This window comes from Achromobacter spanius, from assembly GCF_002966795.1.
GTDB classification, from domain to species: domain Bacteria; phylum Pseudomonadota; class Gammaproteobacteria; order Burkholderiales; family Burkholderiaceae_B; genus Achromobacter; species Achromobacter spanius_D.
In genome coordinates, this window is sequence record NZ_CP023270.1 from 3,039,687 (window position 1) to 3,060,526 (window position 20,840).

Annotated in this window: 15 protein-coding genes; 6 read left to right on the forward strand and 9 right to left on the reverse strand. The window is 67.6% G+C overall.

Annotated elements, in window-relative coordinates; genetic code table 11:
• Positions 1 to 3: 3 nt before the first annotated feature.
• From glgB to glgA, 4 genes are read right to left on the reverse strand one after another with little or no spacing between them, the layout of a single operon-like run.
• A complete protein-coding gene (glgB, locus tag CLM73_RS13605; protein WP_105238883.1) occupies positions 4 to 2,208 on the reverse strand; it encodes a 1,4-alpha-glucan branching protein GlgB in 2,205 nt (734 codons plus the stop codon).
• Complete coding sequence (gene treS, locus CLM73_RS13610; RefSeq protein WP_418904941.1) at positions 2,205 to 5,582, reverse strand: maltose alpha-D-glucosyltransferase; 3,378 nt, start codon at positions 5,580 to 5,582, stop codon at positions 2,205 to 2,207. Before treS ends, glgB begins: the two co-directional genes overlap by 4 nt.
• Entirely contained in the window at positions 5,579 to 8,782 is a 3,204-nt protein-coding gene (locus CLM73_RS13615; protein ID WP_418904952.1) for an alpha-1,4-glucan--maltose-1-phosphate maltosyltransferase, read from the reverse strand. Before CLM73_RS13615 ends, treS begins: the two co-directional genes overlap by 4 nt.
• Before the next feature lie 6 nt (positions 8,783 to 8,788).
• On the reverse strand, positions 8,789 to 10,357 hold the full coding sequence (gene glgA / locus CLM73_RS13620) for a glycogen synthase GlgA (protein ID WP_105238885.1): 1,569 nt from the start codon (positions 10,355 to 10,357) through the stop codon (positions 8,789 to 8,791).
• Between the two features lie 292 nt (positions 10,358 to 10,649).
• Here glgA and CLM73_RS13625 point away from each other — a divergent pair, with 292 nt between their 5' ends.
• The 6 genes from CLM73_RS13625 to CLM73_RS13650 all read left to right on the forward strand — a co-directional run bounded on the left by CLM73_RS13625 (position 10,650) and on the right by CLM73_RS13650 (position 15,782).
• Positions 10,650 to 12,422: a thiamine pyrophosphate-requiring protein gene (locus tag CLM73_RS13625; protein ID WP_105238886.1), complete on the forward strand. Its 1,773-nt coding sequence runs from the start codon at positions 10,650 to 10,652 to the stop codon at positions 12,420 to 12,422.
• Between the two features lie 37 nt (positions 12,423 to 12,459).
• Positions 12,460 to 12,663, forward strand: coding sequence for a hypothetical protein (locus CLM73_RS13630; protein ID WP_199778298.1), 204 nt, complete (start codon positions 12,460 to 12,462; stop codon positions 12,661 to 12,663).
• Between the two features lie 88 nt (positions 12,664 to 12,751).
• Positions 12,752 to 13,093: a DUF883 family protein gene (locus CLM73_RS13635; RefSeq protein ID WP_105238887.1), complete on the forward strand. Its 342-nt coding sequence runs from the start codon at positions 12,752 to 12,754 to the stop codon at positions 13,091 to 13,093.
• A 214-nt stretch (positions 13,094 to 13,307) separates the two neighbouring features.
• Positions 13,308 to 13,736, forward strand: coding sequence for a PRC-barrel domain-containing protein (locus tag CLM73_RS13640; RefSeq protein WP_105238888.1), 429 nt, complete (start codon positions 13,308 to 13,310; stop codon positions 13,734 to 13,736).
• A 58-nt stretch (positions 13,737 to 13,794) separates the two neighbouring features.
• Positions 13,795 to 14,478, forward strand: coding sequence for a hypothetical protein (locus CLM73_RS13645; RefSeq protein WP_105238889.1), 684 nt, complete (start codon positions 13,795 to 13,797; stop codon positions 14,476 to 14,478).
• Positions 14,479 to 14,672: 194 nt separating this feature from the next.
• Positions 14,673 to 15,782 carry a DUF748 domain-containing protein gene (locus tag CLM73_RS13650; RefSeq protein ID WP_105238890.1) on the forward strand — a complete coding sequence of 370 codons (1,110 nt, stop codon included), beginning with the start codon at positions 14,673 to 14,675 and terminating at the stop codon, positions 15,780 to 15,782.
• A gap of 53 nt (positions 15,783 to 15,835) precedes the next feature.
• Here CLM73_RS13650 and CLM73_RS13655 read toward each other — a convergent pair whose 3' ends face one another.
• From CLM73_RS13655 to CLM73_RS13675, 5 genes are read right to left on the reverse strand one after another with little or no spacing between them, the layout of a single operon-like run.
• A complete protein-coding gene (locus CLM73_RS13655) occupies positions 15,836 to 16,594 on the reverse strand; it encodes an alpha/beta hydrolase family protein (RefSeq protein ID WP_105238891.1) in 759 nt (252 codons plus the stop codon).
• Positions 16,581 to 17,711: a DUF3182 family protein gene (locus tag CLM73_RS13660; RefSeq protein WP_105238892.1), complete on the reverse strand. Its 1,131-nt coding sequence runs from the start codon at positions 17,709 to 17,711 to the stop codon at positions 16,581 to 16,583. Before CLM73_RS13660 ends, CLM73_RS13655 begins: the two co-directional genes overlap by 14 nt.
• Positions 17,712 to 17,719: 8 nt before the next feature.
• Positions 17,720 to 18,721 (reverse strand): lysylphosphatidylglycerol synthase domain-containing protein, encoded by a 1,002-nt coding sequence (locus tag CLM73_RS13665; RefSeq protein WP_105238893.1) that lies wholly within the window; start codon positions 18,719 to 18,721, stop codon positions 17,720 to 17,722.
• Positions 18,718 to 19,908 (reverse strand): cardiolipin synthase ClsB, encoded by a 1,191-nt coding sequence (gene clsB, locus CLM73_RS13670; protein ID WP_105238894.1) that lies wholly within the window; start codon positions 19,906 to 19,908, stop codon positions 18,718 to 18,720. The genes CLM73_RS13665 and clsB overlap by 4 nt, the downstream gene beginning before the upstream one ends.
• The gene (locus tag CLM73_RS13675; RefSeq protein WP_105238895.1) at positions 19,905 to 20,672 is read right to left on the reverse strand and encodes an endonuclease/exonuclease/phosphatase family protein; all 768 of its coding nucleotides are present in this window, start codon (positions 20,670 to 20,672) and stop codon (positions 19,905 to 19,907) included. The genes clsB and CLM73_RS13675 overlap by 4 nt, the downstream gene beginning before the upstream one ends.
• Between the last annotated feature and the right edge of the window lie 168 nt (positions 20,673 to 20,840).

Below are 20,840 nucleotides of genomic sequence, written 5' to 3' on the forward strand. Positions count from 1 at the left end.
GATTCAGCCTTCGTGCATCAGGAAGAGGGTCGAAAGAGGCGGCAGGGTCAGCGACAGGGCCTGCGGCTGCCCATGGGCAGCCATGTCGCCGGTGTGAGTCCCGCCCTGGTTGCCCTGGCCGGACCCGCCGTAATGGGACGCGTCGGTGTTCAGCCGCTCGGCCCAACGGCCGGCGCGCGGAACGCCAATGCGGTAATCGTGCCGGGTGACCGGCGTGAAGTTCGACACCACCAGCACCTGCTGCTGACCATCCGTGCGGATGAAGGCAACGACGCTGTTGTCCTGGTCGTCCAGGATCGTCCACGCGAATCCCGACGGATCCGCATCCCGCGCATGCAGGGCGGGCACGTCGCGGTACAGCCGGTTCAGGTCGGCCACCAGGCGCTGAATGCCCAGGTGCCCGGCGTTGTCCAGCAGGTTCCAGTTCAGCGTGGCGTCGTGGTTCCATTCGGTGGGCTGGGCCAATTCGCCGCCCATGAACAGCAGCTTCTTGCCGGGGTGGGCCCACATGAAGCCGTAGTACGCGCGCAGATTGGCTTGGCGGGTCTGCGTGTCGCCCGGCATTTTGCCCAGCAACGACCCCTTGCCGTGCACCACTTCGTCGTGCGACAGCGGCAGGATGAAGCGCTCGCTGAAGGCATACACCATGCCGAAGGTGATGTCGTGGTGGTGGTAGCGGCGATGGATGGGATCCTGCGACAGATAGCGCAGCGTGTCGTGCATCCAGCCCATGTTCCATTTGTAGTGAAAGCCCAGGCCGCCCTCGGACACGGGCGCCGTCACGCCGGGCCAGGCGGTGGATTCCTCGGCCACCATGATCGCGTCCGGCACCTCGGCGCGCACCGTGTCGTTCAGTTCCTGCAGGAATTGAACGGCCTCCAGATTCTCGCGGCCGCCATAGCGGTTGGGTATCCATTCGCCGGGCTGGCGGCTGTAGTCGCGATAGAGCATCGACGCCACGGCGTCCACGCGCAGCCCGTCGATGTGAAAGCGCCGCAGCCAGTGCATGGCGCTGGCGATCATGAAGGCCTTCACCTCGTTGCGGCCCAGGTTGTAGACCATGGTGTGCCAGTCGGGGTGGTAGCCCTCGCGCGGGTCCTCGTATTCATAGAGCGAGGTGCCGTCGAAGGCGGCCAGCCCGTGCGCGTCGTCCGGGAAGTGCGCGGGCACCCAATCCAGGATGACGCCGATGCCCGCGGCGTGGCAGCGGTCGATGAAGCGCGCGAAGGCTTCGGGCGGGCCGTAGCGCGCGGTGGGCGCAAACATGCCCAGCGGTTGATAGCCCCACGAGCCCCCGAACGGATGCTCCATGATCGGCATCAGTTCAAGATGCGTGAATCCCATGGCGCGGGCGTAGCCGGGCAGCTTGTCGGCCAGCTGGTCCCAGCCGCAGACACCCGATTCGCAACCTGCCCAGGAGCCGGCGTGGACCTCGTAAATGGAGACGGGCGCATCGGGCGACTGGCGTGCGCCGCGCCCCTGCATCCAGTCGTCGTCGGTCCAGGTGTAGGGCGCGGGATCGTCCACGATGGAGGCCGTGGCCGGCGCCATCTCGCTGCGCCGCGCCATCGGATCGGCCTTCATGAACTGATTGCCGTTGCGGTCGGTGATGGCGAACTTGTAGCGCTCGCCGGGGCGCACGCCCGGGATGAAGATTTCCCAGACGCCGGCCGCATGGCGCAGCCGCATGCCGTGCCGGCGTGCGTCCCAGCCGTTGAAGTCGCCCGCCACCGCAACCCGCCGGGCGTTGGGCGCCCAGACCGCGCAGCGCAGGCCGGTCACACCGTCGACCTCGACCAGATGCGCGCCCAGCGCCTCGCCAGCCTCGTGCCAGGCGCCTTGCGCCAGCCGTTGCAGCGTGCCGTCGTCGAGCAGCGCGCCGAAGGCGTACGGGTCGGCGGTGGTCTGCTCGGCCGCCGGCCATTGGATCGCCACGCGGTAGGAGGCCCCGTCGCCGGCCTGCGCATACGGCACGCGGCCGATGAACAGGCCCTGCGCCTGTTCCGTCAGGGCCGTCCGGTCGCCGTCCGGGTCCAGCGCCTCCACTGCCGACGCACCGGGCACGAAGACGCGCAGCCAGCCGTCGTGCGGCCCCAGCACGCCGAACGGATTGTCATGCAGCCCATGGGCGAGCGCGGTCAGTTCCTGCGGATCGATATGACCCTCCGCCAGATCGGCAGAGGGGAAAGAGGCGTGGGCTCCGCTCATGGCGTTTTTCCTTCGGCGTCGATGGCGGCGGAAAGTAGGACGCTGCGCGCCAGTTCCGTCAGGGCGCATAGCGGAATCGAGATCCAGTCTGGACGGTGGGCGGCTTCGTAGCTGACTTCGTAGGCGGCCTTTTCAAGCTGCGCCAGCGTTAGCAGCGTGTTCTCCCGGTCAGAACCGTCTGCCAGGTCGCCGCCGCGTGCTCCGCGGTAGCCCTGCAGGAAGGCGTCGCACGCCTGCTGCCGGAAGCGCGACAACAGGGCGTCGCGCTGTTCGGCCGGCGCCACCGTCGGGGCCGGCACCTCGTCCGCACCCGCGTTGGCGTCCAGATGCGCGCCGCCGATGAGATCGGTGCGGGCAATGGACGCGGCGGCATAGTCAAACGAGCGCAGCATGCCCGCCACGTCCTTGTAGGGGGACGACAGCGCGCGCCGCGCCTCCAGGCTGCTGATCGGTTCGCCCTCGAAGTCGATCAGGTAGGCGTCGGTCTGCGCGACCAGCACCTGGCCCAGGTGGAAGTCGCCGTGGATGCGCAGCCAGGGCGAGCCGGCTTCGGCCTTCGCCATGGCGGTGACCCGTTCGGCCAGGCGCGCATGATGCTCGAAGAACCATTCGGCGCAGGCGCGCGACGGCTCTTCCAGCTTGTCCAGCGCGGCCCGCAGGTTTTTCTCGGCGCGGTCCAGCAGCGCGCGCACCTGTTCGGCCCGCGCGTCGGCGTCGGCCTCGCTGGCCGGACGCGACTGGAAGCCGGCGTCATCGGTCGGCGCCGCCAGCACTGTGTGCATCTGGCCCAGGCGCTCGCCGATGGTCGCGGCCATCACGGCGTAGCCCTGCAGCGTTTCCTCGTATTCCTCGGGCGACGTCCCCACCAGCAGCGCGTTCGCCAGCGTGCGCTTCAGGAAGTCCAGCGTCCAGCTCCACGCATCGCCTTCATTGGGCACGAACCCGTGCGCCACCGCCAGCGTGTGCACGACGCCGTCCGTGTCCACGCGCTGCACTTCGCCCAGCAGCGGCGGAATGTTGCCGTAGCCCGCGCGGGTCAGATAGCGCGTCATTTCCGATTCCGGAGACAGGCCGGGCTGCACGCTGCGGATGAGCTTCAGGATCACCGCGTTGCCGACGATGACCGAGCTGTTGGACTGTTCGCCCGACAGCCAATGCATGTCCACATCGCCCTCGAAGTCCATCTCCTTTAAGCCCGCCTCCGGCAGGAAGCGGATGACGCCCGGCTTGTCGCCAGGCTTGCCGCCGCTGCGGCCGTCCAGCTCCGCGCCGGCCTGCATGGCCTTGAGCGTGCTGCGCACGAACCCCGGCTGCAGGAAGGCGTCGGCCAGCACGCCGACCTCGGCGCCGCGGCGCACGCGCGCAATCGCGTACTGGATGACGGCGGTTTCATCCCAGACCAGCACGAAGGGCGCCTGGGCCCGGAGGCCCTTGACGCCGTCCTCCGGCTCGATCTCGGCCCAGTAGTATTCGCCGTCCGCCGACGCGAACGGGGTGGCATAGGCCAGCCGCGCACGCGAGGGCGGCTCCGCACCCGGGTACCAGCGCTGGCGCGCCAGATACTGCGGCAGGATCTCGCGTTCCAGCGTGGCGCGCGAGGCGTCGGTCAACGCCGCGCCGCCGCGCGTCTTGAGCACCAGCGTGATCAGCTCGGGCATCTGTTCGGGCGCCGTCGCATGCCATCCGGGCGGCGCGGCATCCTGGCTCAGGTCCATCCAGTAAAAGCCATAGGGCGGCAGCGTCAGCAGATACGGCAGTTCGCCGATCGCGGGGAAGGGCGTGCCGCCCAGCATTTCGACCGGCACCCGGCCATTGAACTCCTGCATGTGCAGCTCGACGGGCTGCGCCGCGTTCGACAAGTTGGCCACGCACAGGATCGTGGTGTCTTCCCATTGCCGCAGATAGGCCAGGATCTTGCGGTTGCCGGCAAAGATGAAGCGCAGCGTGCCGCGCCCGAAAGCATGGCTTTGTCCGCGCTGGGCCAGCAGGCGCCGCGTCCAGTTCAGCAGCGAATGCGGGTCGCGCTGCTGCGCCTCGACGTTGACGGCCTCATAGCCGTACAGGGGGCCCATCAGCACCGGCAGCGGCAGGCGCTCCGGATCCGCGCGTGAGAACCCGCCGTTGCGGTCCGGCGACCATTGCATCGGCGTGCGTACGCCGTCCCGGTCGCCCAGGTGAACGTTGTCGCCCATGCCCAGCTCGTCGCCGTAGTACAGCACCGGCGTACCCGGCATCGACAGCAGCAGGCTGTTCATCAGTTCGACACGGCGGCGGTCCCGTTCCAGCAGCGGCGCCAGCCGGCGGCGGATGCCCAGGTTGATGCGGGCGCGCGGCTCGGCGGCGTAGACGTTCCACAGGTAATCGCGTTCGCGGCTCGTCACCATTTCCAGCGTCAGCTCGTCATGGTTGCGCAGGAAGATGGCCCACTGGCAGGTGGGCGGAATGTCGGGCGTCTGGCGGATGATGTCGGTGATCGGAAAGCGGTCTTCCTGGGCGATCGCCATGTACATCCGCGGCATCAGCGGAAAGTGGAAGGACATGTGGCACTCGTCGCCCGCGCCGAAATACTCCTGCGCGTCCTCGGGCCACTGGTTGGCCTCGGCCAGCAGCAGGCGGCCCGGGTACTCGGTCTCGATCACCGCCCGGATCTGCTTGAGCACGTCATGCGTCTCGGGCAGGTTCTCGTTGTTCGTGCCTTCGCGCTCGACCAGATAGGGCACGGCGTCCAGCCGCAGGCCATCCACGCCCATATCCAGCCAATAACGCATGACGGACAGCACTTCCTTGAGCACCTGCGGATTGTCGTAGTTCAGGTCGGGCTGGTGCGAGTAGAAGCGGTGCCAGAAGTAGGCGTTGGCCACCGGGTCCCAGGTCCAGTTCGACTTTTCGGTATCGCAGAAGATGATGCGCGTGCCGGCGTAGGCCTTGTCGTTGTCGGACCACACATAGAAATTGCGCGCGGCCGAGCCGGGCTTGGCCGCGCGCGCCCGCTGAAACCAGGGATGCTGGTCGGACGTGTGGTTGACCACCAGCTCGGTGATGATGCGCAGGCCGCGGGCGTGCGCGGCCCGGATCAGCTTGCGCACGTCGGCAATGGTTCCGTAGTCCGAATGCACGCCGCGGTAGTCGGCGATGTCGTAACCGTCGTCGCGGCGCGGCGACGGGTAGAAGGGCAGCAGCCAGATGGTGTTGACGCCCAGGCTGGCGATGTAGTCCAGCTTGGAAATCAGGCCTGGCAGGTCGCCGACGCCGTCGCCGTTCGAGTCAAAAAAGGATTTGACGTGCAACTGGTAGATGACGGCGTCCTTGTACCAGAGGGGATCGTCCTGAATGGGTTGGGCTTTACTCATCATGGCGTTGGGCGCGGGCTTCATCCATGCAGCGAAAGCCGCCACACGCGATAAGGTTGGTCGGGGGTCAGCGTCAGATTGCGGTGCTTCTCGTGCCAGGTCTCTCGGGTTTCGGTCAGCAGATCTTCGGCGGACAACTGGCCGGCATCGGCCTCGCCAAACAGCCAGAACGGCGCCTCGACCCGCGTTTGCTGCGCCTGGAACGGATCCAGGCTGATGACGGCCAGCACCACGTTGCCGTGGCCCGGCGTGGACTTGTAGAACGCCAGCACACGGTTGTTGCTGCTGGTGGTCAAGGTCAGCCCGCGATGTGTCTGCAACGCGGGGTTGGCGCGCCGGATCTGGTTCAGGCGCGTGATCTCGGCGCGGATGTTGCCCGGCGCGTGCCAGTCGCGCTGGCGCAGTTCGTACTTCTCCGAATCCAGATACTCTTCCTTGCCCGGCAACGCCGCGCCTTCGCAAAGCTCGAAGCCGCTATAGACGCCCCACAGGCCGGAACCCAGCGCGGCCAGCGCCGCGCGGATCAGAAAGCCCGGGCGTCCCGAGGTCTGCAGGAAGAACGGATTGATGTCCGGCGTGTTCACAAAGAAATGCGGCCGGAAGAAGTCGGCCGCGGGCGGCGACGAGATCTCCTGCAGATAAGCTTCCAGCTCGGCACGCTCGTTGCGCCACGTGAAGTAGGTGTATGACTGAGTGAAGCCGATCTTGGCCAGGCGGTACATCATCTTGGGGCGCGTGAAGGCCTCGGACAGAAAGATGACGTCCGGATGCTTGGCCTGGACCTCGCAGATCAGCCACTGCCAGAACGGCAGCGGCTTGGTGTGCGGATTGTCGACGCGGAAGATGCGCACGCCGTGGTTCACCCAGAACAGCACCACGTCGCGTAGCGCGCGCCAGAGGCCCAGCTTGCGGCTGCGGCGGTTCTGGCCGCCGTAGAAGGACACGTTGACGATGTCCTCATACTTCTTGGGCGGATTCTCGGCGTAGCGCATCGAGCCGTCCGGCCGCCACGAAAACCAGTCCGGATGCTGGGCCAGCCACGGGTGGTCCGGCGAGCACTGGATGGCAAAGTCCAGCGCGATCTCCATGCCGTGCTGCGCGGCCGCGTCCACCAGGTTCAGGAAGTCCGTCAGTGTGCCCAGCGCGGGTTCGATCGCGTCGTGGCCGCCGCTCTGCGCGCCGATGGCGTAGGGGCTGCCCACGTCGCCGGGCTCGGCGCGCAGGCTGTTGTTGCGGCCCTTGCGGTTGCGCTGGCCGATGGGGTGGATGGGCGGCATGTACAGCACGTCAAATCCCATCTCGCGCACGTCGGGCAGGCGCGCGATCACGTCGTCGAAGGTGCCGTGGCGCCCGGGTTCGGCGGCCTGAGATCGCGGAAACAGCTCGTACCAACTGGAGTGGCAGGCCTGGGCGCGGTCCACCCAGACTGGATAGGCGATGGCGGTGACGGCTTCAAAAGGGTGGTCGTCCAGAGTGTGCATGGCGTGGGCCAACGCGGGATCGAGCAGCACGGCGACCTGCTCGGCCGTTGGCGGAACCGGGTGGGCCAGATCGGCGTCCGCGAAGGCGGCCAGGGCCTCGCGCACCGGCTCGGCGTCGGCCCCGGCGGGCGATCCGGCTTCAGCGCGCGCCAGGGCATCGCGCAGCAGCGCCAGCCCCTCGTGGATCTCCAGGCTCAGGTCGCGGCCGGCCTGGTGCTTGACCTCGATGTCATGCGAGAACGTGTGCCATGCGTCGAACCACGCGGCCACGACAAATTCATGCGCCCCGATGCGGCGAGGCCGGAAGGCTGCCTCCCAGCGGTCGTTCAGGCCGCGCGTCATGGACACGGTGTGCCAGCGGGCCTCGTCCTTGGCGCGCCAGCGCACTTCGGCGGCCAGCTGGTCGTGGCCATCCATGAAGATATCGGCTTGCACGACGATGCGCGCGTGGGGAATGGTCTTGACTGGATAAGCGCCGCCGTCGACGGCCGGGCTGATGTTCTCCAGGGCGACGCGCTGGCTGGCCAGATCGTCGGCCCGGGTGCGGTGATGGCGCACTGCGTCGCGCACCGGTTGTGTGGGCTGGAACATCAACATCGCGCAGTCGCCGCCCGCGAGGTGGCTGGCCTGTGCTTGCAATCCCGTGGGCGGCGTGAAGGGGACGAGGTCCGCCGGCGGCAGCATCGGCGCCAGGGCATCCCAATCCATCGCGGCATCCTGCGTGGCCGAGGGGTTGATCGCGAGCGCCAGCGTTGCGCCGTCGCCGGCGTCGCGCAGCAGTGCCGTGCAACTGCCGTCGCGTCCGCCCAGCAGACATAGCGGTCCCTTCAGTCGCGGTCCCGCGAACCAGGCGTTCACCGTTTCCACATCGGGCAGGCGGCGTTCGTCCTCATCCGTGAGCATGAGGCCATCGCCGGTGACGGCTGCGCTCCAGATGGCGCGTCTGCCGTCCTCCGACGGCCGCTGCGCGCCGGACTGCGGGGGGGCCGCGATGACGTCGCCAATGGCGCGCAGCCGGGCATCCTCTTCGGCCAGCCACGAGGACTTGAAGTCCCACCACGGCAGCGACGAGAACGCCGCGTCGAAGGCCGCGTCCCGCAGGCCCGCCAGGTCGGCGGGCGACAGGCCGGGCGTCCAGGCCAGCAGCCGCACGTCGGGGTTTTGTGCGCGCAGGGCGCCGCCAAGCTCGCGCCACGCGTCGGCGGGCAAGCGGTGGGGCGCCTGGAAGACAAGTCCCTTGACCCCGCTGCGGGCCCAGTCCAGCAGACGTTCGGTCCACGCCGCCAGAAATCCCGGCGGCAGGGCGCCTTCAGGCAGGTGCAGCACGCCGCGCTCTTCTTGCGTCAGCCGCGGGTCGCGCGCGGGCTCTTCATGTGTCGACCGGTACCAGCCCGGCTCGGCAGTCGACGCCACTGCGTTGCGGGCGCTGCGATCGAGTATCACATCCACGAACAGCGCCAGGCCGTGCGCCGACAACGGCGCCGCGGCCTGCGTGTACCACTGGGTGATCGGCGTTTCCTGTCCGTTCCACTCCGCCGTGTCCGCATTCTGCGCGGCGAGCGATCCCGGCTGCGGGCCCGTCAGCCACGGGGCGGGCACCAGCACGGCGTTAAAGCCGCGTTGCGCAAGCCGTTTGCTCAGGGCCTCGATGGCGGCTTCGCCCTCCGGCAGACCGTTACGGGCGTGGTACAGGCGTACTGGGGCGCGGGACGGCGCGGGGACGGAGGAGTGGGGCACCGGTATGGCTCCTTAAATGGCGGCCGGCATGGCGCCACCTGTGCGCTGCGGGCGGCGGTTGACGGCGGAGACGCTGGCCGGCTGCAAGGCAGGGGCGGGCGCCGCATCGCGGTACTCGGGTTCCACCAGCGACCGGTACAGGCTCGCGTACAGGCTGATCGCGGCGCGCCAGCCGAAGTCGGTATTCATCGCGTTGCGCTGCATCAATCGCCACAGAATGCCGTGGGCGCGCAAGTCGATTGCGCGCTCGATGGCGGCGCTCATGGCCTGCGGGGTGTCGCCTTCAAAGAGCAGGCCGGTGGCCGACGACATGGCCGACAGCGGCGCGCGCGGGCCGGGATCCTGGATGGTGTCGGCCATGCCGCCGACACGCGAGCCGATCGGCAGCGTGCCGTAGCGCATGGCGTATAGGGGCGTCAGACCAAATGGCTCGAAACGGCTCGCGTGCAGCAATATGTCGGAACCCGCGTGCAGGCGGTGGGCGATGCCCTCGTCGTAGCCAATGTGGGTGGCGCAGCGCCCCGGGTAGCGGCGCGCGATGTCTTGCAGCGCTTCTTCAAGCCGGTGGTCGCCCTGGCCCAGGATCGCGATCTGCAAGCTGGGGTGGCGCTCCAGCGCCTCCGGCAGCGCGTGCACCGCGACATCCGCCATTTTTTGCTCGGTCAGGCGGTTGCCCATGCCCATCAGGGTTGCGGCCGGATCCGGCCGCAGACCGAACTCCCGCTGCAAGGCCGCCTTGCAATGGATCTTGTTGGTCAGGTCGCGGACGGAATAGCGGTGGCTGCGCAGGTAAGGGTCGCGCGCAGGGTTCCACAGCACGTCGTCGATGCCGTTCGGAATCGGCAGCAGGTCGTCCGCACGGCTGCGCAGCAGCCCATCCAGCCCGCACCCGAATGCGGGCGTCATGATTTCGCGGGCGTAGGTATGGCTGACCGTGGTGACGCGATCGGCGAACCGGATGCCAGCCTTCAGGAAATTGAGTTGGCCCCAGGCCTGCGCGCCATCGTCGTTGCGGGCCCAGTCCGGCACCCCGAATTCGTCCGCGTTCGCCATCGGGAACAGGCCCTGGAACGCGAGATTGTGGATGGTCATCACGCTCTTGACGTCGGGCAGGTCAGCGGCACGCAGCAGCAGCGGCACCAATCCGGCGTGCCAGTCGTGCGCGTGCACCAGCGTGGGGCGCATCACGCCGGGCAAACCGCCCGCCACGCGCACCGCGGCGTGCGCCAGCGCCGCATAGCGCAATCCGTTGTCGGGATGTTCATTGCCGTTCTCGTCGGCATAGAGACCGCCGCGGTCATACAGGGCATCGTTTTCCAGGATCAGGTAGTCGATGCCGGACTGCGGGCATTTGCCTTCCAGCAGCACCGCCGGGCCACCCGGCAGGTCATCCAGCGTGGCCACCTCGCGTACGCGGTTCAACTTGGCCTTTACGCCCCGATAGGCGGGCAGCAACACGCTCAGGGGCATTCGCGCCTCGATCAACGCGCGGGCCATTCCGGTGATGGCATCTCCCAGGCCGCCCGTTTTGGCCAGAGGGAAAGCTTCTCCCGCCACGATCAGGGTTCTCGTCTTTGGCATGCTTGCTCCAGTTGATAGGCCGGTCGAGACGGTTGCGACTCGATTGCGATTCCGCCGAGGCCCGAGGCCCTTCCTTACGCAAGCGCTGTGCCCAAACCACGGGCCGTCAAAAAAATTGCGCAATGCAGCACAAATACCTGTCATCCAAATGATGGAAGGGCGTGGCGCGCGAGGCCGGTGGTCTGGGCGCTTTGTAATTTTTATCTGCGCACAACCCCCAAAATCCCATCGGGCCCGGGAACGGCGGTTGCTGCATGCAGTCGCTTTCAACGACGACCGCCGGGAGAAATGTATGGAAACAGTGTCGGACTTCGTGTTGAAGCGGCTGTCGCAGTGGGGCGTGCGCAAGGTGTACGGCTATCCCGGCGACGGCATCAACGGTCTGATCGGCGCCTTCGGCCGCACCGAGGAGCCGCTGGAGTTCATACAAGCCCGGCACGAGGAAAGCGCGGCGTTCATGGCTTGCGCGCACGCCAAATTCACCGGCCAAGTCGGGGTGTGCCTGGCGACGTCGGGTCCCGGCGCCATCCACCTGCTGAATGGCCTGTACGACGCCAAGCTCGATCACCAGCCGGTCGTGGCGCTGGTGGGCCAGCAGGCGCGCAGCGCACTGGGCGGCGATTACCAGCAGGAGGTCGATCTGATCAGCCTGTTCAAGGACGTGGCGCACGATTTCGTGCAGATGGCGACGACGGCCGAGCAGGCGCGCCACATGGTGGACCGCGCCATGCGCATCGCCCTGGAGCGCCGCAGCGTCACCTGCGTCATCTTTCCGAACGATGTGCAGGATCTGCCGGCCGTGCCGGTGCCGCCGCGCGAGCACGGCACGGTGCACACCGGCATTGGCGTCACGTCGCACGCCGCAGTGCCCGGCCCGGACGCGCTGCGCAACGCGGCGGACATCCTGAACCGCGGCGAGAAAGTGGCGATGCTTGTGGGCGCGGGCGCGCTGCAGGCGGGCGAGCAGGTCAGCCAGGTCGCCGAACTGCTGGGCGCGGGTGTGGCCAAGGCGCTGCTGGGCAAGGCCGTGCTGCCGGACAGTCTGCCTTACGTGACGGGCGCCATCGGCCTGTTAGGCACGCAGCCAAGCTGGGACATGATGAACGAGTGCGACACGCTATTGATGGTGGGCACCTCGTTTCCGTATGCGGAGTTCCTGCCGCAGGAAGGCCAGGCGCGCGTCGTGCAGATCGACCGAGACGGGCGCAAGCTCAGTCTGCGCTATCCCGTCGAGCTCGGCTTGGTGGGCGACAGCCGGCTGACGCTGGAGGCGCTGATTCCGCTGCTGGAACCCAAGAAGGCGCGCCGCTGGCGTGACCGGATCGAAAAGCAGGTCTCTACCTGGCGCGAGACCGTGCATGCGCGCGCCATGGTCGACGCCAAGCCCATCAATCCCCAGCGGCCATTCCTCGAACTGTCCAAGCGGCTGCCGCCGCAGACCATCCTGACGTGCGATTCGGGCTCGTCCGCGAACTGGTACGCGCGCAACGTCGACATTCAGGCGGGCATGATGGGATCGGTGTCGGGCGGACTGGCCACGATGGGGTGCGGCGTGCCTTACGCCATTGCGGCCAAGGAGGCCTATCCCGACAGGCCGGTCATTGCACTGGTGGGCGACGGCGCCATGCAGATGCTGGGCATCAACGAGCTCATCACCATCGCCCATCGCTGGAAGGACTGGCACAGCCCCACGCTGGTCGTCATGGTGCTGAACAACGGCGACCTGAACCTGGTGACATGGGAGCAGCGGGTGATGGGCGGCGATCCGCGTTTTGCGGATTCGCAGTGGCTGCCCAAGTTTTCATACGCGGAGTATGGCCGGATGCTGGGCCTGGAGGGCATCCGGGTCGACAGCCCCGACGATATCGGTCCGGCCTGGGACCGCGCGCTGGCGGCGGGCCGCCCGGTGGTGCTGGAGATGGTGACCGACCCCGAGATGCCGCCATTGCCTCCGCACATTCCCGCCAAGCAGATCGGCGCGTACTTCAAGGCGTTGCGCCAGGAAGATGCCGCGGCGGGCGGCGCCGCGCTGCGCGCCACGATCAAGCAGTGGTGGGCGGGTTGACCCGCCGGCCCGATCGATCTTCTCACTTCAGGAGGCCATGATGGCAACGACCGGAGAGACGAGTTCCCAACAGCCCGGGCAGGGCGGTCAGCAAACGCCCGACCATTCGCCCGCCGAACAACCCAAGCCGGACGTCCCCGAAAAGCGCAAGGACGAAAAGGGCCATTGGCCGCCGGACAGCATTCCCAATCCCATGCCGGGCGTGGACCCGCAACAGACGCCGGGCATCGACCGTCAATGATGGTCATGCAAGGCATGCGGTCTGCGGGCCGCGCTCCGCGTGCGCCGTGCCGCGGGGGGAGCGACCCGCTGTTTTTCAAGGAGAACACATGAACAAGCGAGATAGGCTGCGCGATATGTTTCACACGTCGGACACGTCTTCGCACGCGATGCGTGACCTGATTTCGGGCACCGAGGATCTGCTGCGCAGCACAGCCAGCTATAGCGGGTCCGAGATCGAATCCGCCCGCGACAAGCTCAAGCTTCGGCTGGACGCCGCACGCGACCAGGCCCGCGGCTGGGAACGCGCCGCCTGGGACCGGGCGCGCGAGGTGTCGCACGCCACGGATGATTACGTGCATGAAAACGCCTGGAAGAGCATTGCGGGCGCGGTGCTGCTGGGCGTGCTGGCCGGCATCTGCATGATGTCGGACCACGGCAAGCGGCGGTAACGCCCGCCGGGCGCATCACCCAAGCCGGGGCCGGCTCTGCAGCGTGCAGGGCCGGCCCCGGCATTTTTGTGGGGGCGTGATGTAAGAAATGCCGTTGGCTATGGTGCAAAGCGCGGCATTCAAGGTAGCAAAGCCGTGGCACACGGCTTGCTTGTGGCTTGGCGGCGTGGCGAGCCGTTCGCCGCGCGGGACGTTTCATTCAAGGAGAGACACCATGAACCAACCATTGACCGGTGCCGGCCACGTGCAAAGCGAAACCAAGATTGTGGGCGGTCCGAAGAGCGATCCCAGCGGCCCCGGACCTGAAATCATGGCGGCCAGCACGCTGGAAGGCAACGACGTGTATAACCCCGCCGGCGAATCCCTGGGCAGCATCCAGGAGATCATGGTGGACGTGCCGCGCGGACGCATCGCGTACGCCGTGCTGTCGCGCGGCGGCATCCTTGGCATTGGCGACAAGCTGTACGCCATTCCGTGGAGCGCGTTGACGTTGGATACCGACCGCAAGTGCTTCGTGCTGAATGTGGACAAGGACGTGCTCAAGAACGCGGAGGGGTTCGACAAGGACAACTGGCCCAGCATGGCGGACGAGACCTGGGCGCGCGGCATCCATCAGTACTACAACCAACCTCCTTACTGGTAAGCCGGACAGCGAGGACGGCATGCTTCGCGAAGGCAGATTGATCGCGGTTTCTCCGTGCTTGAACGACGCCGTCGTCAGTTGTGCGGGCCTGCTTGCGGCGCGTCCGGATAGCACCGTGCTGACGGTGTACTCCGGCTTGCCGCTGGCGCCCGAAGCCGGCAGCGCAGCGGATCACTGCAGCGGATTCAAGAACGGGCGTCAGGCCGTTCTTGACCGCCGCGCGCGCAACGAACGCGCCTTGTCGCTGCTGGGCGTGCGAGGTGTGCAGATGGATCTGCTGGACGACGCCTACCTGGAGAGCGGCGAGGAGGGACGCCTGACGGGCGCGTTGGCCTCGGCACTGTCCGCCCTGCGGCCACGCGTCATCCTGATGCCGCTGGGTCTGCACAGCGCGGCGCACGTGCGCGTGTCCGAGGCGGGCCTCACGTTGCGCGCGCTGTTCCAGCGCGTGGAATGGATCGCTTACGAAGAGGTTGCGGAAGCCGAGCCGGGAGCCGTCCAGGAACGCCTGGCGGATTTGCTTGGCCGCCGGATTCTGGCATCGCCGCTGGACGTTGGGGCGGAGGTTGACGTTGACCGCGCCCAGCAGCGCGCATTGGCCGCGCGCGGCAGCCTGGCGCTTGACCCGTCCGATGCCGCGCCGGTGAAGAATCCGGTCCCGGCTCCGAGTACGGCGCTGGGAGCATTGGCATCCCGTCCCGAACGTTATTGGCGCCTGTCGTGGCGGCGTGAAAAAGGTTGAGGCGTAAAGGCGGGTCAGGTGTAAACGGTGGTTGAGACATCCGGGCGTCGCAAACCGCCTCATCCTTTTCGAGCATTGATGAACGATTGCGCATCCCGGACGATGCTCAGGTTGCGCCGGCCGCCGCGCCTCGCTATGGTGCAAGGGATGCGGCGCCTTTCGCGCCGCCGTCCCGTACAACTTCGGAAACCACAATGAGTTCGAACGCAGCCGACGCGCGTGGCCGGTCACGCTGGGGCACCGCCCTGGCGATTTTGCTGTTGATCGGCGCGGTGCTCGCGGTGCTGGCGCTCGCCGCCACCCGTGTGGCCGAGCAGCGCATCGCCAGCATTCTGGGCCCGCGCAGCCAGGTCGGCAACGTGCAGGTCGGCCTGCAACAGGTAGTGCTGACCGACGTCACCGTGCCGGGCGCGTCCGGTCAGCCGGGCGCGCGTGCCCGGCGCGTTGAGCTTGAACCGGAGTGGACCGCCTTCCTGCGCCGCGAGGCCGTGTTCAAGCGGATCGTTGTCGAAGGCTTTGATTTCGCCGTGGTGCGCAGCCCCGATGGCGACATGCAGATTTCCCCCGCGCTGCAAGCGGCGCTGCGCGCAGGCGACGGCGATGGCAGGACGCGGCGCAACGGTCCGATCCGCGTGGCCGAGCTGATCCTGCGCGATGGCCGCCTGGATTATCTGGACGGCGCGGTGTCCAAACCGCCGCATCGCATTCCGTTCACGGACGTGCAGGCGCATCTGCAGCCCGTCGTGATTCCGGGCGATGGCACCGCCAGCGACATGGAATTCAGCGGCAAGGTCGAGGACAACCGCAACGGCGAAGCCACCGTGCGGGCAAAGGGCAAGCTGGTGGTGGGCGGCACGGATGCCGACATCACGGTGGCGGCGCGCAACATGGACATCCGCCATGCGGCGCCTTATCTGGCCGATAACGGCGCCGGCTCGCTGTCCGGCGGATCCATGGACCTGGACATGAAGACCACCATCGCGCGCCACGAGCTCAAGGCCTCTGGCACCGTCGCGTTGCACAACCTGAAATTCAGTGGCGACGGCAGCCTGTTTTCGTTGCCGCGCAAGGCGGTGCTGGCGGCCATGAAGGACAAGAGTGGCGTCATCCGATTTGAGTTCGCGCTGGCCGGCAGCCTGGACAATCCCAAGTTCTCGGTCACGCGCGGGTTTTCGGCGCAGGTGGCGCGCGGGTTCGGGCATGCCATCGGCGTGGGGGCGGAAGGCGCAGCGGAAGGGGTGGCGGGCGCCGTCAAGGAACTGGGCGATGCGCTGTCGGACATGCTGAGCCCGACGAAGCCCTGAGCCGCTTCGCTCGTCTTAGATACAGCGCTGGCCCGTCTACGGCGCCGTCCCGTCTACGGCACCGGCCGTGCCCGTCCCACACGCGCACCCATCACCATCTCCGTTACCCAGTTCACCAGAATCGACGTGTAGGCCTGTTGCGAAGCCTTGTCGGTCAGCGCATGGTCCGCGCCGTCCAATATGCGGTGCGTCAGCGAATGCGACCGCCGGAAGGCCGACCGGTAATTCATGATCGTGGAGTGCGGGATATAGACGTCGTGCTCGGCTTCCACAATCAGCACGTCGCCGGTGAAGTTGGCGCAGCACGACAGCGCGCGGTTGCTTTCGGGCTCGATGTGCGTGTTGCGGTAGGCGCGCAACGTCTCGCGGTTGAGCTGGTTCTTGGGCAGCATCCACTCGTCGTCGCGATACAGCGCGGGCACGTGCAGGCCCAGCCAGCGCACGCGGCGCAGGCCGCTCAGGATGGCGGCCAGGTAGCCGCCGTAGCTGCTGCCCACCACGGCCACCGAGCCGCTGTCCAGCGACGGGTGCGCCGCCAGGCGGTCGTAGGCCGCCATCACGTCGCGCAGGTTGTCGTCGCGCGAGACCTGCATCTGCTGGGCCTGGGTGGCGGCATGGCCGCGCAGGTCGAACGTCAGGCAGACGCAGCCGAGCGCGGCGATGCCCTTGGCGCGGGCCAGGTCGAACTTCTGGTCACCGCCCCAGCCGTGAATGAACAGCACGCCCGGCACCTTGCTTTCGGGCGTGAGAAAGGTGCCGGCCAGCCGCTGGTCCGCCACCTCGATGTCGATTGGGTCGCTAAAGGCGGCCATTATCGTCCTCCAGGATTCCCCCCGATTTGGTGATCATACCGACGGCGGAATCTTCGCCGCGATACACGTATTGCTCCGACGTGGGCGCCGGTTCGTCCGTGCCGTAGCGCTCGCGCGTGAAGGCGGACACCGACTTGAGCGACGGGGACAGCATGAACGCCTGCAGGGCGGACAGCTCCGCGATGCTGGCGCCGCCGGCGCGCCACGACTGTTCCAGCACGCCCGCGCGGGGCTCGCCGCGGGCATTCTGGCCGATCCCCACGTCGTAGTTGCGGCGCGATGCGAAAAAGTCGGGATACGCGGTGGATACCGCCGTGTCGTAGCGGCAGCTCAGGTCCACCGCCTGCCGTTCTTCGTCCGACAGGTTCAACGCCCGCAGTTCGTCGAACCCGCCGCGTGCGAAGGTCAGCGCAGAGCCGCCGTACACCGGCTCTCCGCTGTTGTCGCGGGTAAGGCTTTGCGTTCCCACGTACGACGCTTCCAGCTTGCCGATCCGGATCCAGCCCACGCTGTAGGTCGCGATCTGCGCCAGGTCCTCTTCCAGCACCAGTCCAAGCCGGCGCATGATGGCGGCGTCCTGGCCGTTCAGCGCGGCGCGCAGCGCCTGCGTGTCGCGCACGACGATCTGACCGCGCCCGGCGTTGGCGTCGGCCGGCTTCAGCCGCAGCGCGCCCGCCTGCAGCAGACGTTCGCCCGCGCGATGCGCATCGTCCAGCGTGAAGGCGGTGTACCCGCGCAGCACGACCTCATCCAGCTCGCCGGCCAGCGGCCGCACCCAGCCCTGCGGCGCTTTGGCCTGGGCGTCGACGACGCCGTGGGTGATGGATTTGGTCGCGACGAAGGCGTGCGGCGTCACGCCGCCGAACAAGTCGGCCGCGCGCGCGATGCCGAGCTTGGCCGCACGGGCCAGGCTGGTGATGCTGCGGTCGGGCACGTAGTAGGGCGGCGGCTCGCCGCGGTTGCGGGTCGGCCGGTAGTCCGGCACAAAACGCCGGCCCAACAAGGCTGCGATCCGCAAGGCCAGCGCCTCCTGCGAGGCGATCTCATGTTCGGACGCGCCGGTGCGCCGGGGGTAGGCGGCGACGGTGCCTGCTGAGTCGGGTTGGGGTCGATTCATGGCGGGCCTCATAGCAGGGGGCGAGCCTGGCCGGGGGGAGCGTCTTCTCCCTTGCGTTTACGCATGCCCAGCTTCAGCTCGATCAGGGGATAGGCCACCAGCGCCAGGCACAACGGCGCCAGCGCATACACCGCGCGGTACGCCAGCGCCGCGCCGAGCACTTCGGTGGGCGGAATCTGGGATCCCAGCGCGGCCACGAAGATCGCTTCGGTGGTGCCCAGGCCGCCGGGCACGCGGGTGATGACTGACGCGAAGCTCGTGCACAGCAGGATGCCGAGCACGGCGGGGTAGCTTGCCTTGCCCTGCAGCAGCACAAAGCAGATGGCGCCCATCAACGACCAGGACAGCGCCGCGACGGCGCATTGGGCCACCGCCATGCGCGCGTGCGGCAAGGTGATGTGGTGTCCCATCCAGGTGACGCTACGGCGCTTTGCCCGCGCACACGTCACCACGTAGGCGATGCCCACCGCCAGCAGCCCGAGACCCAGAAGGCGCAACATGCCGGATCCGATCTCCCAGCCTGCCGGCACCGGCACCACGCCCAGTGCGAACAGAATGCCCGCCAGCCACGCATACCCGATCCAGTTCGACGCGGCGGCAAACAGTGCGACGCGCGTTGCCACGGACTTGCGGCAACCCAGCCGTGTGTACAGCCGCAGCCGGGCGCCCAGGCCGCCCACCAGCACGCCCAGGTTCAGGTTCAGCGCGTAGCTCAACATGGCCACGCCCAGCGCCTTGGGCGCGGGCAGGTGATGGCGCGTGTACTTTTTGCCGAGCAGGTCCAGGCTGCCGTACGCCAGATAGCCGGCCACCACCAGGCCGGCCGCAATGGCAATGGTCTGGCCGGGGATCTTGCGCATCGCCACCCACACCTGAGGCCAGTCGACGGAACGCCCGAAGTAATAGAGCAGCCCAGCGACCACGATCAGCACCAGCACGGGCAGGACACGCTTGATTCGCGGCCAGCGGCGCCGCAGCGCCCGCATGGGAGACGAGTGCAGGATCTTCATGCCGTCTCCCTGCCGGTGTCCGCCGTCACGGATTGCAGGCGTGGCTTGTGGGCCGGCAGGCTGCCGGCCCAGGCGGGAAAACGCCGCAGAAAGTGGAACACCACCACGCCGAGCCACAGGCGGCGCAACCGGCGCCGTGAGTTCTTGGGCATCTCGACGGGGCGGCAGTCCTCTGCGATCAGCCGGTCCAGGCTTTTGCGCAGGGCAGCGTTCAGCGACGCGTCCCGCACAACGACGTTGGCCTCCAGATTGAGCGCAAGGCTCAGGGGGTCCAGATTGCTCGAGCCGATCGTCGACCAATCCTCGTCCACGCACGCCACCTTGCCGTGCAGCGGCTGTTTGCAGTACTCGTGGATCTCCACACCGGAGTCCATCAGGTAGTCGTAGAGCATCGATGCGGCCAGCCGGGCGACCAGCACGTCGGGCTCGCCCTGCAGCAGCAGGCGCACGCGTACTCCGCGGCGGGCGGCCTTCACCAGATCCCGCAACAGGTGGTAGCCGGGAAAGAAGTACGCATTGGCGATCAGCACGTCCGAGCGCGCCGAGCGTACGCCCGCGCGGTAGTAGCGTTCGATGTCGCTGCGATGGCTGACGTTGTCGCGCACCACGAGCCGGCCGCCGCCGTCGCCGGCGGGCAGGGGATCCATGCGCGCCGGCCGGCGCCGCAGCCCGCGCTTGCCCTTGCCCAGCGCGGCGCGTGCGTAGTCGGCAAGGTCGGCCGCCAGCGGGCCTTCCACCAGGACGGCGTAGTCCTGCTTGGCTTCCGGTCCGTAGTCGGGCAGGTGGTCCGCGGAAAAGTTGATGCCGCCGATGAAGGAGCGTTGACGGTCGATTGCAACGATCTTGCGGTGCATGCGCCGGAACACGTTCGTGCGTACGCCCAGAAAGCGCGGTCGCGGATCGAAGACGTGGAAGCGCACACCGGCCTCGGTCATCGCGCCGATGAAGTCATCGCTCAGTTCGTCGGAGCCGTAGCCGTCGACCAGCAGGTCGACGCTGACGCCCCGCCGCGCCGCGCGGATGAGGGCCTGCTGGATCTCTTGGCCGACGGCATCGTCGAACAGGATGAAGGTTTCCACCAGCACTTCGCTGGCCGCCGAGTCGATGGCCTCGACGACGGCGGGAAAGTACTCCGTGCCGTTTTCCAGCAGGGTGTATCGGTTGTTTTCGCGCCAGCCCAGGTTCATAGCGCAATCTCCGCGCAAATTGGCACATGATCCGAAAGGCGCGACCACACGCGGGACGCCAACGGCACCGGCTGCCAGTCGCGCACGTTGCGCACGTAGATGCGGTCCAGACGCAGCAGCGGCCAGCGCGCGGGAAACGTCCGCGCGGGCCGGCCCAAGCGCGAGGTAAATACCTCCGCAGTTCCGCAGTCGCGCATCAGCGCGTCGGCGCGCAGCCGCCAGTCGTTGAAGTCGCCGGCGATCAGCAGCGGCTCATCGGCCGGTACGTCATTGGAGACCAGCTTGCACAGGTGGCGCAGCTGCTCGCCGCGATGCCGCTCAAGCAGGCCCAGATGCACGCAGATCGCATGGATGGGTGAGGCAAGTGCAGGGGGCCGCAGCACGCAGTGCAGCAGACCGCGCCCCTCGTGGCCGTCCACGCTCACATCGTGGTTGTGGTGGCTTTCGATCGGGTAACGCGACAGGATGGCGTTGCCATGGTGGCCTTCGGGGTATACGGCATTCTGGCCGTAGGCAAAGTCCGTCCACAGCGTGTCGGCCAGGAATTCGTACTGCGACTGCGCCGGCCAGGACTCGTGGCGTCCGGCATGCGTCTGGTGTTCACCCAGGACTTCCTGAAGAAACACCACGTCCGGCGATGCGGTGCGCAGTGCCTCCCGCAGGTCGTGCAGCATGAAGCGGCGGTTGAAACTGGTAAAGCCCTTATGGGTATTGACCGTCAGCACCGTCAGCGTCGTGGTGTCGAGGGAATGCGATGCGGGCATGAAAACTCCGGCAGATGCGATCGGACGGGTTGAGCAAGCGGCGTGCCCGCGGCGTAACGAAACGTGTGAGGACACGACTTCCTTTGCCGCACGCGGCGCGGGGGACGCATGAGCAAATGAGAAATCAGCATTTCTCAAGCCCGGCAGCGCAGGCCTAAGATCCGCAGC

Coding starts and splice junctions, on each gene's coding strand:
- glgA (WP_105238885.1), bottom strand. CDS start 10,357: ATGCCAAAGACGAGAACCCTGATCGTGGCGGGAGAAGCTTTCCCTCTG.
- CLM73_RS13640 (WP_105238888.1), top strand. CDS start 13,308: ATGAACCAACCATTGACCGGTGCCGGCCACGTGCAAAGCGAAACCAAG.
- CLM73_RS13630 (WP_199778298.1), top strand. CDS start 12,460: ATGATGGCAACGACCGGAGAGACGAGTTCCCAACAGCCCGGGCAGGGC.
- CLM73_RS13650 (WP_105238890.1), top strand. CDS start 14,673: ATGAGTTCGAACGCAGCCGACGCGCGTGGCCGGTCACGCTGGGGCACC.
- treS (WP_418904941.1), bottom strand. CDS start 5,582: ATGAAGCCCGCGCCCAACGCCATGATGAGTAAAGCCCAACCCATTCAG.
- CLM73_RS13675 (WP_105238895.1), bottom strand. CDS start 20,672: ATGCCCGCATCGCATTCCCTCGACACCACGACGCTGACGGTGCTGACG.
- CLM73_RS13635 (WP_105238887.1), top strand. CDS start 12,752: ATGAACAAGCGAGATAGGCTGCGCGATATGTTTCACACGTCGGACACG.
- CLM73_RS13625 (WP_105238886.1), top strand. CDS start 10,650: ATGGAAACAGTGTCGGACTTCGTGTTGAAGCGGCTGTCGCAGTGGGGC.
- glgB (WP_105238883.1), bottom strand. CDS start 2,208: ATGAGCGGAGCCCACGCCTCTTTCCCCTCTGCCGATCTGGCGGAGGGT.
- CLM73_RS13665 (WP_105238893.1), bottom strand. CDS start 18,721: ATGAAGATCCTGCACTCGTCTCCCATGCGGGCGCTGCGGCGCCGCTGG.
- clsB (WP_105238894.1), bottom strand. CDS start 19,908: ATGAACCTGGGCTGGCGCGAAAACAACCGATACACCCTGCTGGAAAAC.
- CLM73_RS13660 (WP_105238892.1), bottom strand. CDS start 17,711: ATGAATCGACCCCAACCCGACTCAGCAGGCACCGTCGCCGCCTACCCC.
- CLM73_RS13655 (WP_105238891.1), bottom strand. CDS start 16,594: ATGGCCGCCTTTAGCGACCCAATCGACATCGAGGTGGCGGACCAGCGG.